This window comes from Pseudomonas gorinensis (assembly GCF_042015035.1).
Lineage (GTDB): Bacteria > Pseudomonadota > Gammaproteobacteria > Pseudomonadales > Pseudomonadaceae > Aquipseudomonas > Aquipseudomonas gorinensis.
This window is the reverse complement of the sequence record NZ_CP167125.1, coordinates 3219109-3234556: the sequence shown is the minus strand read 5'-3', so window position 1 is coordinate 3234556 and position 15448 is coordinate 3219109. Positions and strand designations below refer to the sequence as shown.

Genomic DNA, 15448 nt, shown 5'->3' with positions numbered 1-15448 from the left:
TGGGGTACATATCCGTTGCTGCGGGAATGGCCACTGGCGGGTTGGGGTACATATCCGTTGCTGCGGGAATGGCCACTGGCGGTTCCGCTCTTACAGCGGGTCACTTTTGGAAAAGAGCCCAAAAGTAACCAAAAGGGCTCTTGCCCCACCACTCGGCACCTCGCTTAGGCTCGGTGTGCCCGAACGCAGGCTTGAATCCGTGGGCCGCCGTCATGGGCCATCCCTGGCCCAGGACGGCTAACCCGGCGTCCTGCCGGGTTACCCACGGATTCAAGCCTGCGTTCGGCCAGCGTGGTTTAACGGGGCGCCTAAGATCAAGATCAAAAGCCAGAGCAAAGCCAGAGCAAAAGCAGAATGAGGTCTACCTGACCTATGGAGATCTCTGACCTGTGGAGAACCAAATGTGGGAGGGGCGGTGCGACGATTCGACTTGCCCCCGATGGCGCCGGGTCAGTTAACAAATAAGTGACTGACACGCCCTCGTCGGGGCAAGCCCCCTCCCACACTTAACCGAGTACACCAAGCACAACTCGGTCGGCTCCAAGACAGCAAAAGACAGCGCAAAACCAGGCCGAGGTCTACCTGACCTATGGAGATCTCTGACCTGTGGAGATCCAAATGTGGGAGGGGGCTTGCCCCCGATGGCGCCGGGTCAGTCAACAAATAAGTGGCTGACACTCCCTCATCGGGGCAAGCCCCCTCCACATTCCCAACCGAGTACACCAGCCACAACTCCGGTCGGCTCTAAGGCCGCCGCGCTTTGGCTTTTGATCTTCGGCGCCCGTTAAACCACGCTGGCCGAACGCAGGCTTTGGAGCGTGGGTAACCCGGCAGGACGCCGGGTTAGCCGTCCTGGCCAGGATGGCCCATGACGGCGGCCCACGCTCCAAAGCCGGAGTGAGGGCACACCGAGCCTAAGCGAGGTGCCGAGTGGTGGGGCAGGAGCCCTTTTGGTTACTTTTGGGGCTCTTTCCAAAAGTGACCCGCCGTAAGGGCGGAACCGCCAGTGGCCGTTACCGCAACAACGGATATGTCCCCACCCCCCCCCTCAAACCACAACCCCCCGCCCCGCCCGCTCAAGATTCCGCCACAACCAAGGCGGCAACACATCCGGATCCAGGCTGTCGATCAAATTCTTCAACCCCAACCCCAACTCCGTATCCCCCTCAATCACCAACCGGCGCCGAAAAAACAACGTATCCGGATCTTCCTGCCGGCTGGCGAGCAACAAGAACTCGCGCCAGTTACCACTGATGCTCACCTGCGCCTCGGCCTTTTGCGCAATACGCAATCCATCGCGCCCCAAGGTCAGGTACCAGCACAACCCCAGGTCAGGTATACGCAGACACATCCAGCGTCCGCGCAGCAGGTCAAACCCACCGTCGCGCAAAGGCTCGGCCAGGCAGCGGTTAAGGGCTTGCTGCAAGACCAGGCGCTGCACGCCAAACGGCACGCGACGGATCAATGGAAACAATTGGTCGGCGCCTTTGAGCAGCCATTGTTTACGACTCAGCACAGCCCCACCTCCTCAACCCGCAACATGCCCGCCTGGCCGTGCCAGTAGCCGTTGCAACCATCGACATACAGCGGCGGCGTAGCGCCCTGGCGCACCTGGTCGAAGGCTCGCACCACCTCGACCATGCCCTCGGCTCGCGGGCTCAGGCGCAACAGATCGGCACCACTGGTCACCAGGCCGGGGTAATCGGCCAGCAGGTTGGTCACGTCGGCCGACATGGTCTGGATACCGTTCAAGGTGAACAGCGCCTGCCCTTCCTGGCTGGTCAGCGCCATGCCGTCGGGGTAGTTGATGCAGCAGAATTGGCAGTCATCCTTCGGCCGGTTTTCGGCACGGGCGGTGAAGCAGCGCGCCGAATACGCCAGGGGCAAGTGGCCGTAGGCGAAGATTTCCACTTCGGGCAACGGCCGGCCCAATTCGCGTACCTGCTCCAGCACATCGGCGATCAAGCCCTGGGAGCATTCCACCGGCGGCACCCAGCGTTGCATGCCTGCATCGAGCAGTTGCACCAGGGAGTGGCCGTTGTAGAGGTTAAGCGCCGGGCCGCCGACAAAGGGCAATTTGCGCTCGATCAACATCTGCACCGCCCCCATGTCGTTGGCTTCCACCAACAGTTCGCCGTTGTCGCACAGGCGGCGCAGGCTCGACAGTTCGGAGGCGGCTTCGATCAAGGTCAGGCTCGATAACACGATCTGCGCCGAGCTGTACGTTTGCAGTTCCCGGCCCAGGCCCAACCAATGATCCAGGGTGAACGCGCGGCGTTTGGCGCACACGGTTTCGCCCAGGTAAATCACGTCCAGGGGCAAGCCGGCCATGTCTGAATAGAAGCGCCCCAGGTGTTCCTTATCCCAATAAAACAGCACCGGTCCCAGGCTGAGTTTCATCTGTGTCTCCTCACTGCCACGCACGATGGTAGGCGCCGAGCGTGGTCTGGCTGCCTTCGGATAACCCGGCCAGCACCTGGCGCCACTGGTCCTTGACCACAAAACTGGCAGGCGCATTGCGGTGGGCGTCCAGCGCGGCGCGCCAGACCCGGGTGACTTGTTCCACATAGGCCGGGCTGCGTTGCCGGCCTTCGATCTTGACCGCTTCGACGCCGATGGCGGTGAGCTCCGGTACCAGGTCGAGGGTGTCGAGGCTGGTGGGTTCTTCGAGGGCATGGAAGCGCTTGCCGCCCACCAGGAAGCGGCCCTTGCACAGGGTCGGGTAGCCGGCGGGTTCGTCCCGGGTGTAGCGGTCGATCAGCACTTCGCTCAGGCGCGCGCTCAAGCCGTCGGCGTCCTCGCTCCAGCGCACGGCCTTGGCCGGCGAACACACGCCGCAGAGGTTGGGCGACTCGCCGGTGATGTAGGACGACAGGTGGCAACGCCCCTCGGCCATGATGCACAGGCTGCCGAAACCGAACACTTCGATCGGCACCGGGCTGCTCGCCGCCACTTGCTTGACCTGGGCCAGGGACAGCACGCGGGGCAACACCGCGCGACGAATGCCGTAGCGTTCGGCATAGAATTTCAGCGCCGCCGCATGGGTGGCCGAGCCCTGTACCGACAGGTGCAAGGCCATCTGCGGATGGTGCCGGCTGGCGTAGTCGAGTACCCCGGGGTCGGCGGCGATCAGCGCATCCACGCCGTGGTCTGCCGCGCGGTCGACAGCGCGCTGCCAACGCACCCAGATCTTCGGTTGTGGGTACGTATTGACCGCCACGTACAGCTTGCGCTGGTGCTGGCGAATAAAGGCGACGGCACCGTCGAATTGTTTGTCGTCCATGTTCAGCCCGGCGAAGTGCCGGGCGTTGGTGTCATCGCGAAAACCGACATACACCGCATCGGCGCCTTGGCGCACCGCGGCTTTGAGCGCAGGCAGGTTGCCTGCGGGGCAGACCAGTTGCATGGGGGTTCCTCACAAAAATTCAGCGAAAGACAGAAATGGCACCGGTGCATCCCTGGGCACCTGATGCTCGCGCTCGATGATCACCAGGCCATCGGCCCAACAGGCGGCGGTGAGCATCGCCGAGCTTTGCTGGGGGTGCAGCACCGCGCGCAATTGTCCATCCTCGCCGGGGCTCAGGCGCGCGCGCAGGTATTGGCGGCGCTTGTTGGGCTGGAGCCATTCAAAATCGGCCAGCACCTGGATCGGTACCGGCAGCACCCGCGCCACACCTTGGGCGCGCAACAGGAACGGACGCACCACCACCAACGCGGTGATCAACGCCGCCGACGGGTTGCCGGGCAAACCCAGCCATGGCTTGCCCGCCACCTCGCCAAACGCCAGGGGCTTGCCGGGCTGGATCGCCAGGCGCCAGAAGTCCACGCGGCCGAGTTCTTCGATGGCCTGCTTGAGGTGGTCCTCCTCCCCCACCGATACACCGGCAGACGTCAACAGCACGTCGCATTCGGAGGACGCCAGGGCCAGTGCATCGCGGCTGGCGGCCAGTTCGTCGGCCATCACGCCGTAGTCGAGCACGTCCACGCCCCAGCCGCGCAGCAGCGCGGCCAGGGCATATCGGTTGCTGTTGTAGATCTGCCCAGGCACCAGTGCCTCACCCGGCTCGCGCAGTTCATTGCCGCTGCTGAGCAGGCACACCCGCAGCGGGCGATAGACTTTCAGGCGCGGGATGCCGGCCGATGCGAGCAAGCCGATGTCCTGGGCACGCAGGCGCTTGCCCACGGCGACCAGGGTCTGGCCGCGTCGCAACTCTTCGCCCTGCTTGCGCACATGCTCACCCAGGCGCACCGGTGGGCACCAAATACGCTGGCCGTAAAGGCGGCAGCGTTCCTGGGGCACCACCGTGTCGGCACCGGCCGGTACCGGCGCACCGGTAAAGATGCGCACCGCCTGCCCGGCCAGCACCTTCGCCGTGCTGTGCTGGCCAGCGGCAATGCGCCCGGCGAGCATCAGGTAGCCCCCCTCTGCCGGTACGTCCTCGGCGCGCAGGGCGTAGCCATCCATGGCGCTGTTGTCGAACCCCGGCAGGTCCAGGGGCGAGAACAGTTCCTCGGCGACCACCCGCCCCAGCGCGTGCTCCAGGTCGATTACCTGAGTGCCCGGCGGCGGCGGTGCCTGGGCCAGCAGCGTGGCGATGGCCTCGTCCACCGGCATCAGGTGGCCGCTGTCGCACACCGAGACGCTCACGAACGCGACTCGCAGGCTTGCAGGATCTGCTCGGGCTGGGGCTTGAGGTGCGGCACGAAGTTGCACGGGCCGGTGCGGCTGTCCAACTGGCCCGCGAGGATCTGATCCCAGGCGGTACGGCACGCGCCCGGCGAACCCGGCATGCAGCACACCAGCACGCCGTTGCTGATGCCGGCCAACGCACGGGATTGCAAGGTGGAGGTGCCGATTTCGACCAGGGACACCTGGCGGAACAACTCGCCGAAGCCCTCCACGTTTTTGTCCAGCAGCGGCAGCACCGCTTGGGGCGTGTTGTCACGGGCGGTGAAGCCGGTGCCGCCGGTCATCAGCACCACTTGCACATCAGGGTCGGCGATCCACAGGGAGACCTGCGCACGAATCTGGTAGATATCGTCGATCACCAGGCCACGGTCGACCAGCACATGCCCGGCACCTTGCAGGCGGTCCACCAGGGTCTGCCCGGAGGTGTCGGTGTCGAGGGTGCGGGTGTCGCTGATGGTCAGCACGGCGATGTTCAGGGGGATGAAATGACGTTGTTTCAAATGGGCCATGATCAAGGCTCCAGGCGTAAAGAAAGTGGCTGTCAGCCTGCGCCGCAATGGGCGCAGGGCCTATTCCTCCAAGGAGGTATCTCGTTCAGGGGGCCAGGCGCGTGCGCTGCCACGTCCCGGCGTGCAAGCGGTAATCGAGGCGGTCGTGCAGGCGGTCAGGGCGGCCTTGCCAGAACTCAATGCGCTGCGGTTGCAGGCGGTAGCCGCCCCAATGCTCAGGGCGCGGCGGTTGCTGCCCGGCGAAACGCTCGGTGACGTCACGCAAGCGGCTTTCCAGCTCGCTGCGATGGCTAAGGGGCTGGCTTTGCGGCGAGGCCCAGGCCCCCAACTGACTGGCGGCCGGACGCGCGTCAAAATAATCGTCCGACAGCTGCGCATCCGCCCGCACCACCGGGCCTTCGATACGCACCTGCCGCTCCAGCCCCGGCCAGAAAAACGTCATGGCCGCATGGGGATTACTCGCCAACTCCTCCCCCTTGGCACTCTGGTAATGGCCGAAAAAGAAAAAACCCTCAGCGCTGAAACCCTTGAGCAACAGAATGCGGCAATGGGCATGGCCCTGACTGTCCACGGTGGCCAACGCCATACTATTGGCCTCGACCGGAGGCACTTCGGTTTTACGCGCCTGATCCAACCACTGGCCAAACAGCACTAAAGGATCGTCCTGCGCCAAGTCATCACGCAAGCCATAAAGGGTGTAGTTGCGGCGCAATTGCGCAAGAGACAAAGGCATGGCGCAGTCCTCCAGAAAGTTCGCCACAGTGTGAGAACTACCGCGCATTTATCCCTTGACCACGATCAACATTCACCCGTGGCATGACGCCGCATGCGGTTACTTGGGCATGGGGTTCTACAGCTGATCGTATTGTTGCGGTTACTCTGGCTCTGCCTTTCCTTTCCTTTCCTTTGCTTTGCTTTTGCTCTGGCTTTGCTTTTGCTCTGGCTTTGCTTTTGCTCTGGCTTTGCTTTTGCTCTGGCTTTGCTCTGGCTTTTGATCTTGATCTTAGACGCCCCGTTAAACCACGCTGGCCGAACGCAGGCTTGAATCCGTGGGTAACCCGGCAGGACGCCGGGTTAGCCGTCCTGGGCCAGGGATGGCCCATGACGGCGGCCCACGGATTCAAGCCTGTGTTCGGGCACACCGAGCCTAGGCGAGGTGCCGAGTGGTGGGGCAAGAGCCCTTTTGGTTACTTTTGGGGCTCTTTTCCAAAAGTGACCCGCTGTAAGAGCGGAACCCTAAGTGGCCGTTACCGCAGCAATGGATATGTACCCATTCCAACCCAACATCCTGGTCGGCCCAGAGGCCGCCATCGGGGGCAAGCCCCCTCCCACATTTGATCTCCATACATGAGGTAGATATCAGTCTGCTCTGGCTCTTGATCTCAGGCACCGCCCCTCCCACATACCCCCAAACTACTTGAGCCCCAACCGCCGCGCCAACTTATGCAAATTACTCGAATCCACCCCCAACAAACGCGCCGCACTCGCCCAATTACCACCGCAATGCTCCAGAGCCTGACGAATCTTATGACGCTGACACTCATCCACCGCCACCGCCAACGGCTGGAACACCTCACCGCCCAACACCGCCGGTTCAAGCACCGGCATGGCATCGCCCAGCCCCAGCCACTGCGGCTCCAGGCTCATGAACGGACGGCTGCCGCCCCGACACAACAGCTTTAACGCCGCACGGCTGATCACATGTTCCAACTCACGCACATTGCCCGGCCAGGCATAGCCCAGCAGGGCCTGGCGCGCCGCCGGGGGCAGGCACAAACCGCGCAGCCCCAGGCGCGCACGGTTGAGCTCAACGAAGTGCTCGGCCAGCAACAGAATGTCATCGCCACGTTCGCGCAGCGGTGGGATCGCCACCGGATACACCGAAAGCCGGTGATACAGATCGGCGCGAAACAGGCCGTCGCGCACGCGGTCCGGCAGATGGCGGTTGGTGGCGGCGATGATCCGCACATCCACATGCAAAGGCCGGTCGGCCCCCAGGCGCTGGATCTCGCCGTTTTGCAGGGTACGCAGCAACTTGGCCTGAATGTTCAAGGGCAACTCGCCCACCTCGTCGAGAAACAGCGTGCCGCCATTGGCGACATCGAAACGCCCGGCGCGGTCGTGGCTGGCGCCGGAGAACGCGCCCTTGACGTGACCGAACAACTCACTCTCGGCCAACGCCTCCGGCAGCGCCGCGCAGTTGACCTGCACCAGCGGCCGGTGGCAGCGCCGCGATTGGTGATGCAGGCGCTGGGCAAACAGCTCCTTGCCGACGCCCGTCTCACCGAGCAACAGCACCGGCAACTCGGTCTGCGCCAGTACCGCCAACTCATCGAGCAATTGCCGCAGCACCTGACTGTGCCCAAGGATGGCGTCGGGCGGCAGGGTCGCATCGACCCTGATGGGGTTCGCATTACCCTGGCATAGGGTGGTCATGATCACCTCACCTCACAATAAAGCCTTATTTATCAATGGTTTTTCAGTTGGCACGGCGCCTGCAACAACCGGCACATACCGCTATCCCAATGAGGAAACCCGATGAGCCTGAGCGACTGGAACACCCAACCCCAGGATCAATTGATCGACCATCTACTGGCCCGCTACCACGCCCGGCATCGCGAACAACTGCCGGAGCTGATTCGCCTGGCCAGTCGTGTCGAACAGGTCCATGGCCACCATCTGCAATGCCCCAACGGCCTCGCGGACCTGCTGCGCGATATCCAGCAGGAACTGGAGAACCACATGCTCAAGGAGGAACAGGTGCTGTTCCCGATGCTGCAGATGGGCATGGGCGCGCAGGCGGCCATGCCGATCCAGGTGATGCGGCATGAGCATGACCAGCACGGCGAGGCGCTGGAACAGCTGTTGAGCCTCACCGATCGCATCACCGCACCGCCGAGCGCCTGTGGGACCTGGCGCAGTTTGTACAGCCAGTTGACGACCTTTCATGACGACCTGCGCGAGCATATCCACCTGGAGAACGAGGTATTGTTTGCCCGGGCACTGAGCCCCGTGGCCTGATCAGCGCAGCATCAGCTTGGCCAGGATCACGATCACCACCATATGCACCAGGATGCTGCGACGAATCCACGTCGCACGCCTGGGGCTCAGGCGCTGATGGCTCAGCAGGTACGCCAGCCACAGGTAATGGCCGATGATGCTCAGGGCCAGCACGATTTTCAGGCTCAGCAGTGCGGCAAAGTGGCTGCCCCAGGGCACGCTCAACACCCCTCGGTAGTGCCAGGCCAGGCCGATGCCGGCGCCGTACAGCAGCACCACCACGCCATGTAGCACCTGGCGTGAGCGCCGCGCGATAGCATGATCGGAGGTGAACTGGGCCGACCAGGCCAGTTCCTCACGGGCGCTGTGCCAGATCACGACTTCGAAAAACAGCGTGCCGATAAAGGCAATCGCCGCCAACAGATGCACGATCAACAAGGTGGAATAGAGCACGACGTTCTCCTAGCCTGGATGCCCATCGACCCGTGCTTGCCACAGCATCGGCCCGTAACGCCACAGATACAGGCCGAGCCCGACGCTCCAGCACAGGCCGGCCAGCCACAGCGCAGCCAGGGGCCAGAGCAGCACCAGCGCCACTCGGCTCACGCAGGCCAGGTTGAGCAGCACAAACGCCAGGGTCATCCCGGCCGGCGGCTGCAAGGCGCGGCCGGTGTGGCCGAGGCTGACGCGGGCGATCATGGCCAGGATCAAGCCGGCCATGGCGCCAATGGTCAATGCATGCACCGCCAGGCTGGGGTTGAATGGCGCACCGAAATGCCACAGCGCCATGCCCAGGCAGGCCACGGCGAGCCAAGCATACGCCAGGTGCAACGACCAGAGCAGCGGCACGCGCCACAGGCCCCGGTCATGCCAGCGCACCAGGCGCAGCAGGTGCCCAAGCCCGAGGCCGGCGAACAGCAGGCCGATCCACAGGTTGGCCGATAGCGCCGGCCCTGCCCCATAGAGCACCGCGACCAGCATCGAGCCGCCCAGCAACACGCGGTCCAGCCACGGCCAGGGCTTGACCGCCTCGACCCGGCCCAGGCCGCGCTGGGTGAAGAACGGAATCACCCGCCCGCCGATCAGGCCCATCATCGCCGCCACCAGCCACAGCCCGGTCAACACCGCCTGGCGTTGCAGGCCCAGGTCATTGCGCAACAAGCCATACAGCGACAGCGCATCGGCCACGGTCAGCAGCGCCAGCACCAGCACAATCGGATAATTGCGTTTCTGGCGGACCTGCCACAGGGTCCAGCCCATCACCGCCGCCACTGCCAGGGGGAACGTCAGCTCCAGCACCGCCAGCAGCGGCCAATGCAGGTTGAACAACCAGCCCAGGCGGGCCGCCAGCCATAGCCCGGCGAGCAGCGCCAAGGCATTGCCACTGATGCCCGGGCGACCGGTCCAGGTCTGCACTGCCGTCAGCAGGAACCCGGCGATGATCGCCAGGCCGAAGCCAAACAACAGTTCATGCCGGTGCCAGGCCAGCCAGCCACCGGCCGGTTGCCAACTGCCGAACTGGCCGCCGAGGGCCAGCAGCCACACAGGGATCGCCAGCACCGCCAACACGCAGGCACCGAGGAAAAATGGCCGGAACGCCAAGCGGAACAACGGGGTAATCGACATAGCCTTGCGCCGATCGAGCACTTGCATAACACGGTCTCCCTTCAGGACTGCGGCAATGTTGCGCCGATGGGCGTGCGTTGCCCTTGTCGTAGATCAAGTCGCAACGGCAGCTCAACGCTTACGCTTGCGCTCACTGTAGGAGCGAGCTTGCTCGCGAAGAACGTTAACGATGACACGGGCATCCTGATTAAACGCGGTGTCTGTGGGTTTTTCGCGAGCAAGCTCGCTCCTACAACACCTTTAGCGTGCTTTGGAGCCATGATGAAAAACGCCTATGTCCCCCTCGCCTGGTTTGTGATCCTCGGTTCCATGCTGGCGGCGGCCAGCAGCCTTTCGCTGGTGCTGGTGTGAACGCCCCGCTGACGCTCAAAGAGCCGGGTATGGTGCTACATCGCGTGCATCACCAGATCCTGCGCAGCCACCACCTGTTCGAGCCGTTGAACGAGGAAGAACTCGACGTGTTGATGGGCAGCAGCCAGTTGCTCAGTGTCGACAAGGGTGAGCCGCTGTTCCGCCAGGGCGAACCGGCCGATGCGTTTTACTTTGTGATTGCCGGCGCGGTGAAGATCTACCGCCTGACCCCGGACGGCCAAGAGAAGGTCTTCGAAGTCATCGGCGAGCGCCAGACCTTCGCCGAAGCCATGATGCTGATGGACACCCCCAACTATGTGGCCTGTGCCGAAGCCGTGTGCCCCACCCAGTTGTATCGCTTGTCCAACGCCACCTACATGCGCTTGTTGCAAAGCAACAGCCGCCTGACCTTCGCCCTGCTCGGCAAGTTGTGCGTGCGCCTGCACCAGCGCGTCAACGAGATCGAAACCCTCTCGCTGAAAAACGCCACCCACCGCGTGGTGCGTTACCTGCTGACCCAGCTGATGCACTTGCACAGCACTGACAGCCGCTTCGAATTGCCCATGGCCAAGCAATTGATCGCCGGGCATTTGTCGATCCAGCCGGAGACGTTTTCGCGGATTATCCGCCGCCTGATCGACGAAAAGATCATCACCCAGGACGGTCGCCAGATCGCCATTCTCGATCGCCTGCGCCTGGAGCAGTTCGAGTGAAAACCTGCCTGTACTGCCAGCAGCGCCATGCCGACGCACGCCAGGAGTGTGGGCGCTGCGGCATGGCACTGCCCGCTTCCAACACTCATGTACAAGCACGCCGGTTGCGGCGTTTCCAGTGGTTCTGCCTGGGCCTGGCGCTGTTTTGCATCGCAATGTTCTTCTGGTTGCCGCGCACCTTCTACTGACCTTCAGTCAACTGCCGATATAGCTGCGGCAGGCGCAACGGCAGTTGTTGCGGCTGGCGGATCAGGGTGTAGCCATGGGCGCCGAACATGTAGGGCAAGTAATCCCCGGCCTGTTTGTCGATCGTGATGCAGAACGGCACCAGGCCCTGGCGCCGCGCCTCTACCACGGCCTGGCGCGTGTCTTCGACGCCATAGCGCCCCTCATACAGGTCCAGGTCATTGGGTTTGCCATCGGTGAGCAGCAACAATAACTTGCGCCGCTGCTTGCAAGCGCCCAACAGTTGGGTGGCCTGGCGAATCGCGGCGCCCATGCGCGTGTAATAACCCGGCTTGAGCGCCTGGATGCAGCCACGGGTACGATCGTCATAGGCTTGCGCGAACGTCTTGAGCGGGTGCAGGCGCACATGCTGGCGGCGCAGGGACGAGAAACCATACAGCGCAAACGCATCCCCCAGCCCGGCCAGGCTCTCGCCAAACAGCAACAGGCTGTCGCGGATGACGTCGATGACCTTTTGCTCGTCGTTCAAATGCGCATCGGTGGACATCGACAGGTCCGCCAGCAACAGGCACGCCAGGTCGCGTCGGGTGTGCCGCTGCTCCTGGTACAAGCCCCGCTCGACGCAGTGGCCATGCTGGCGCTGCACATGGAAGTCCACCCAAGCCTGCAGGTCGAGTTCCGCGCCCTGGGGTTGCTGGCGCAGCCATTGGCGGTCGGTACGCAGCTGCTGGAACTGGCGACGCAAGCGCTGGGCCGGGCCACGCAGCCGCGCGGGCAAGGGTTGCGGCGCATCGGCACGCGGCTGCATCAGTTGCAGGTTGACGAAGCCCTCCTGCAAGCGTTGCTGACGGTAGTCCCACTCGGGCAACTTGATGCCTTCGCCGAGGGGGATGTCATCCACGTCGGCCGGCGGCAGGTCGAGGTGCAACTTGAGACCGCCACTTTTGCGCACGCGCTGGCGCGACAGGCTCAGTTCGTCCAAGTCTTCGGCGACACGGGCGGCGTCGGGGTCCTCGCTCTCGTCGGCCCAGCGATCGAGGTCGACGTGTTCGCTCCAACTGAACAGGTTTTCCAGGCGCACCACCAGCAGGCCGCCGTCGCGGCTGTGGTCATCCACGCGGCTGGCGCGTTTGGGCGCGCCCTGCTGCTCGCCGGCCGGCGTGGCCAGGTCGTCGCCCTCGTCATCCAGGCCCACGGTCTGGGGCGTGTCCAGGTGCAACGGCGGGTACAGCCATAAGGGCAGCGGCCAGGCGGCGCGCTCACTGCGCGGTAACTGGCGCACGCTGCCGGGTTCGCGCAGGGCCTTGCGCAAGGCTTTTTCCAGGGCGGCCTCGCCGAGCGTGAGGCTGGCGGGGTCGGGGCGCAATACCAGATGGGCCTCCACCAGGCGCTGATAGCTGGCCAGCATCGCCGGGTAGCGTTGCAGCACCAACCAGGTCCAGCGTTGGTTGTCACGGGCCCAGTGGGTCATCGGCCCTGCATGCGCGGCCAGCAAGGCCAGCCAGCGGTACAACTCCAGGTTCAGCGCAACCGTGGGATACACCGCCAGGCTCGACGGCAGGCGCAGGCGGTTGCCATCGCAGGAGGCCAGGGGCGCCTGCTTGCAGGTACCGGCGATGCGCATCAGCAGGTTGCGGCGCAGCAGCAAGTCACGCTCGCTGGCGGCTTCCAGGGCGATCCCGCTGGCCCCGCCCAGGGCGCGAAACAGCATCGCCAGGCTCCGCTGGCGGTCGACCAGCTCGACCCGTGCCGCCGGGAAATCGGCACTGGCGCGGCGGGTGATAAAGCGATGCCAGGCACTGCCGACCCACTCTTCCAGCTCAAGGGTAAAGGCCATGGGGTTGGCTCCAACTAGTGGGGATGGGACGGGCACACCGCGATCCAAATGAGGGAGAGGGCATTGCCTCAATGCCAGTCAGTCAGGCTTTTTGTAGGAGCGAGCTTGCTCGCGAAGACCTCAACGATAACGCGTGTTTCCTGAATCAACGCGGCGCCTGTGAGTTTTTCGCGAGCAAGCTCGCTCCTACAAAAAAGCCTTGACTGACTGGCGTTAGGGCAATGCCCCCTCCCAGATCTGGACCGCGTTACCTTCAGTAGACGATCGGCACCGGTGCGCCCGCCATGCGGGCGCGTTGCCGGAAACTGAACAGGTAGCAAAGCAACCCGATCAGGAAGCCCACCCCACTGACCAACCGCGCCCAGAACAGCCCCTGCAAGTGCTCCACCGTGGCCATGAACGGCAAGGCCACTCCGTCCACCTGCCAGCGTTGCAACCAGACCTGCACGGCCCCGGCGGCGGTGAGGAACAGCGTGATCATCACCATGGACAACACCATCAGCCAGAACCCCCAGATCTCAAGCGTCTGCGAACGTGCGTCCGGCGCTTCACCGATACCCCGCAGGCGTGGCATGGCGTAGCTGATCAGCGTCATCACGATCATCGCGTAGGCCCCGAAGAACGCCAGGTGCCCGTGGGCCGCGGTGAGTTGAGTGCCGTGGGTGTAGAAGTTGACCGGTGCCAGGGTGTGCAGGAAACCCCATACGCCCGCGCCGAAGAACGCCGTGACCGTGGTGCCCTTGGCCCACAACGTGGCCGCGCGGTTGGGATGCTGGCGCCGACGCTGCTTGACCATGGTGAAGGCGAACATCACCATCGCCAGGAACGGCAGCGGCTCCAGGGCCGAGAAGATCGAACCGACCCACAGCCACACCTCGGGCGCACCGATCCAGAAGAAGTGGTGACCGGTACCGATAATCCCGGTGATCAGGGCCATGGCGATGATCACGTACAGCCATTTCTCCACCACTTCGCGGTCGACGCCGGTGACCTTGATCAGCACGAAAGCCAGCATCGAGCCCATGATCAGCTCCCACACGCCTTCGACCCAAAGATGCACCACCCACCACCAGTAGAACTTGTCCCGCGCCAGGTTGCCGGGGTTGTAGAACGAGAACAGGAAGAACACCGCCAGGCCGATCAGCCCGGTCATCATCACCATGCTGACGGTGGTCTTGCGCCCTTTGAGCAGGGTCATGCCGATGTTGTACAGGAAGCCCAGGCACACCACGACGATGCCCATCTTGGTAATGGTCGGTTGCTCCAGGAACTCACGGCCCATGGTCGGCAACAGCTCGTTATGGGTGAGCTTGGCCAACGCCGCGTATGGCACCAGCAGGTAGCCGAGGATAGTCAACACCCCGGCGGCGGCAAACACCCAGAACAGTACGATCGCCAGTTTCGGGCTGTGCAGCTCACGGTCAGCCTCCTCGGGCACCAGGTAATACGCCGCGCCCATAAAGCCGAACAGCAGCCAGACGATCAGCAGGTTGGTGTGGACCATCCGCGCCACGTTGAAGGGGATCAACGGGAACAGAAAGTCACCGACCACGTATTGCAGGCCCATGATCAAACCGAACAGCACCTGGCCGAGAAACAGGATCAGGGCGAACACAAAGTACGGTTTGGCCACGGCCTGGGATTGGAATTTCAGGTATGGATTGGCACTGCGCATGGCTCAGCCCTCCTTGTTCGGTGGCCAGTTATTGGTATTGATCTTCGAGCTCCATTTGAGGAACTCGGCCATATCGTCCACCTCCTGGTCACTGAGATTGAATTGCGGCATGGCCCGCCGCCCCGGTACACCCAGGGGTTGCATCTTCATCCAGGCATGCAGGAACGGCTTGAACCCCTCCTCCCCGCCCCGGCGCTTGAACACATTGCCCAGCTCCGGCGCGAAATAAGCGCCCTCGCCCAACAGGGTGTGGCAGCCGACGCAGTTGTTGCGCTCCCAGACGCTCTTGCCACGTACGACGGAATCGGTGAGCAGGTCCTGATTGCTGCGGGAGGGAAAGGTTTGTTCGGTGTGGTAGGTCAGGGCCAGGAAAATCAGGAAGAAGAACACGCTTCCTCCGAAGTAGATATTCCTGGCCATGCCCTTGGTGAAGGTCTCTGACATGGTCGCTTCCTCATTGCTTGGCCAGGGGATGATAGGGAGGCGTGGGGGGAAAACCGCTTGATGGCGATCAAGAAATGTTGATGGTTTTGGTCGGGTATAGGGTTTGGGGGATAGTTGTTGCTGTGGTCATGGCGGCTGGGGGGGGGCGTGTACATATCCGTTTCTGCGGTAATGGCGGCTGGGGGGGCCGTGTACATATCCGTTTCTGTGGTAACGGCGGCTGGGGGGCCGTGTACATATCCGTTTCTGCGGTAACGGCGGCTGGCGGTTCCGCCCTTACGGCGGGTCACTTTGGAAAAGAGCCCCAAAGTAACCAAAGGGCTCTTGCCCCACCACTCGGCACCTCGCCTAGGCTCGGTGTGCCCTTACTCCGGCTTGAATCCGTGGGCCGCCGTCATGGGCCATCCCTGGCCCAGG

General features: G+C 63.4%; 14 protein-coding genes and 2 pseudogenes. 4 read left to right on the top strand and 12 right to left on the bottom strand.

Going from position 1 to position 15448, the window contains the following annotated elements; genetic code table 11:
* Positions 1 to 1048: 1048 nt before the first annotated feature.
* From ubiT to AB7933_RS14840, 7 genes and pseudogenes are all read right to left on the bottom strand, one after another.
* A complete protein-coding gene (ubiT, locus tag AB7933_RS14870; protein WP_024075018.1) occupies positions 1049 to 1516 on the bottom strand; it encodes a ubiquinone anaerobic biosynthesis accessory factor UbiT in 468 nt (155 codons plus the stop codon).
* Positions 1510 to 2400, bottom strand: a complete 891-nt coding sequence (locus tag AB7933_RS14865) for a U32 family peptidase (protein ID WP_024075017.1) — start codon at positions 2398 to 2400, stop codon at positions 1510 to 1512. Before AB7933_RS14865 ends, ubiT begins: the two co-directional genes overlap by 7 nt.
* A 10-nt stretch (positions 2401 to 2410) precedes the next feature.
* Complete coding sequence (gene ubiU, locus AB7933_RS14860) at positions 2411 to 3406, bottom strand: ubiquinone anaerobic biosynthesis protein UbiU (protein WP_024075016.1); 996 nt, start codon at positions 3404 to 3406, stop codon at positions 2411 to 2413.
* A 9-nt stretch (positions 3407 to 3415) separates the two neighbouring features.
* The gene (gene glp / locus AB7933_RS14855) at positions 3416 to 4648 is read right to left on the bottom strand and encodes a gephyrin-like molybdotransferase Glp (protein WP_024075015.1); all 1233 of its coding nucleotides are present in this window, start codon (positions 4646 to 4648) and stop codon (positions 3416 to 3418) included.
* Entirely contained in the window at positions 4645 to 5199 is a 555-nt protein-coding gene (gene moaB / locus AB7933_RS14850; protein ID WP_024075014.1) for a molybdenum cofactor biosynthesis protein B, read from the bottom strand. Before moaB ends, glp begins: the two co-directional genes overlap by 4 nt.
* 85 nt (positions 5200 to 5284) lie before the next feature.
* Positions 5285 to 5932, bottom strand: coding sequence for a pyridoxamine 5'-phosphate oxidase (gene pdxH, locus AB7933_RS14845; RefSeq protein ID WP_024075013.1), 648 nt, complete (start codon positions 5930 to 5932; stop codon positions 5285 to 5287).
* A 680-nt stretch (positions 5933 to 6612) separates the two neighbouring features.
* A pseudogene (locus AB7933_RS14840) lies at positions 6613 to 7575 on the bottom strand (sigma 54-interacting transcriptional regulator); the annotation flags it as partial.
* 174 nt (positions 7576 to 7749) lie between these two features.
* Here AB7933_RS14840 and AB7933_RS14835 point away from each other — a divergent pair.
* Positions 7750 to 8220: pseudogene (locus tag AB7933_RS14835) on the top strand (hemerythrin domain-containing protein); the annotation flags it as partial.
* Here AB7933_RS14835 and AB7933_RS14830 read toward each other — a convergent pair.
* Both AB7933_RS14830 and AB7933_RS14825 read right to left on the bottom strand, forming a co-directional pair.
* On the bottom strand, positions 8221 to 8652 hold the full coding sequence (locus AB7933_RS14830) for a membrane protein (protein WP_024075009.1): 432 nt from the start codon (positions 8650 to 8652) through the stop codon (positions 8221 to 8223).
* A gap of 9 nt (positions 8653 to 8661) precedes the next feature.
* Positions 8662 to 9852, bottom strand: a complete 1191-nt coding sequence (locus tag AB7933_RS14825; protein ID WP_024075008.1) for an NnrS family protein — start codon at positions 9850 to 9852, stop codon at positions 8662 to 8664.
* A gap of 120 nt (positions 9853 to 9972) precedes the next feature.
* Between AB7933_RS14825 and AB7933_RS14820 the strand changes: the two genes are divergently transcribed.
* The 3 genes from AB7933_RS14820 to AB7933_RS14810 are packed head-to-tail and all read left to right on the top strand — an operon-like array spanning position 9973 to position 11077.
* Positions 9973 to 10176 carry a hypothetical protein gene (locus tag AB7933_RS14820; RefSeq protein ID WP_024075007.1) on the top strand — a complete coding sequence of 68 codons (204 nt, stop codon included), beginning with the start codon at positions 9973 to 9975 and terminating at the stop codon, positions 10174 to 10176.
* A 29-nt stretch (positions 10177 to 10205) separates the two neighbouring features.
* On the top strand, positions 10206 to 10889 hold the full coding sequence (locus AB7933_RS14815; protein WP_041160915.1) for a Crp/Fnr family transcriptional regulator: 684 nt from the start codon (positions 10206 to 10208) through the stop codon (positions 10887 to 10889).
* On the top strand, positions 10886 to 11077 hold the full coding sequence (locus tag AB7933_RS14810) for a hypothetical protein (RefSeq protein WP_024075005.1): 192 nt from the start codon (positions 10886 to 10888) through the stop codon (positions 11075 to 11077). The genes AB7933_RS14815 and AB7933_RS14810 overlap by 4 nt, the downstream gene beginning before the upstream one ends.
* Here AB7933_RS14810 and AB7933_RS14805 read toward each other — a convergent pair.
* From AB7933_RS14805 to AB7933_RS14795, 3 genes are all read right to left on the bottom strand, one after another.
* Positions 11071 to 12912 (bottom strand): nitric oxide reductase activation protein NorD, encoded by a 1842-nt coding sequence (locus AB7933_RS14805; RefSeq protein WP_024075004.1) that lies wholly within the window; start codon positions 12910 to 12912, stop codon positions 11071 to 11073. The genes AB7933_RS14810 and AB7933_RS14805 overlap by 7 nt on opposite strands.
* A gap of 253 nt (positions 12913 to 13165) precedes the next feature.
* Entirely contained in the window at positions 13166 to 14587 is a 1422-nt protein-coding gene (locus AB7933_RS14800; protein WP_024075003.1) for a cbb3-type cytochrome c oxidase subunit I, read from the bottom strand.
* A 3-nt stretch (positions 14588 to 14590) separates the two neighbouring features.
* Positions 14591 to 15031 (bottom strand): c-type cytochrome, encoded by a 441-nt coding sequence (locus tag AB7933_RS14795; RefSeq protein ID WP_024075002.1) that lies wholly within the window; start codon positions 15029 to 15031, stop codon positions 14591 to 14593.
* Positions 15032 to 15448 lie beyond the last annotated feature (417 nt).

Bases quoted from the DNA above. Each gene is read 5' to 3' on its own strand.
- AB7933_RS14865 (WP_024075017.1), bottom strand. From the start codon at position 2,400: ATGAAACTCAGCCTGGGACCGGTGCTGTTTTATTGGGATAAGGAACAC.
- ubiU (WP_024075016.1), bottom strand. From the start codon at position 3,406: ATGCAACTGGTCTGCCCCGCAGGCAACCTGCCTGCGCTCAAAGCCGCG.
- moaB (WP_024075014.1), bottom strand. From the start codon at position 5,199: ATGGCCCATTTGAAACAACGTCATTTCATCCCCCTGAACATCGCCGTG.
- pdxH (WP_024075013.1), bottom strand. From the start codon at position 5,932: ATGCCTTTGTCTCTTGCGCAATTGCGCCGCAACTACACCCTTTATGGC.
- AB7933_RS14825 (WP_024075008.1), bottom strand. From the start codon at position 9,852: ATGCAAGTGCTCGATCGGCGCAAGGCTATGTCGATTACCCCGTTGTTC.
- AB7933_RS14815 (WP_041160915.1), top strand. From the start codon at position 10,206: ATGGTGCTACATCGCGTGCATCACCAGATCCTGCGCAGCCACCACCTG.
- AB7933_RS14805 (WP_024075004.1), bottom strand. From the start codon at position 12,912: ATGGCCTTTACCCTTGAGCTGGAAGAGTGGGTCGGCAGTGCCTGGCAT.
- AB7933_RS14800 (WP_024075003.1), bottom strand. From the start codon at position 14,587: ATGCGCAGTGCCAATCCATACCTGAAATTCCAATCCCAGGCCGTGGCC.
- AB7933_RS14795 (WP_024075002.1), bottom strand. From the start codon at position 15,031: ATGTCAGAGACCTTCACCAAGGGCATGGCCAGGAATATCTACTTCGGA.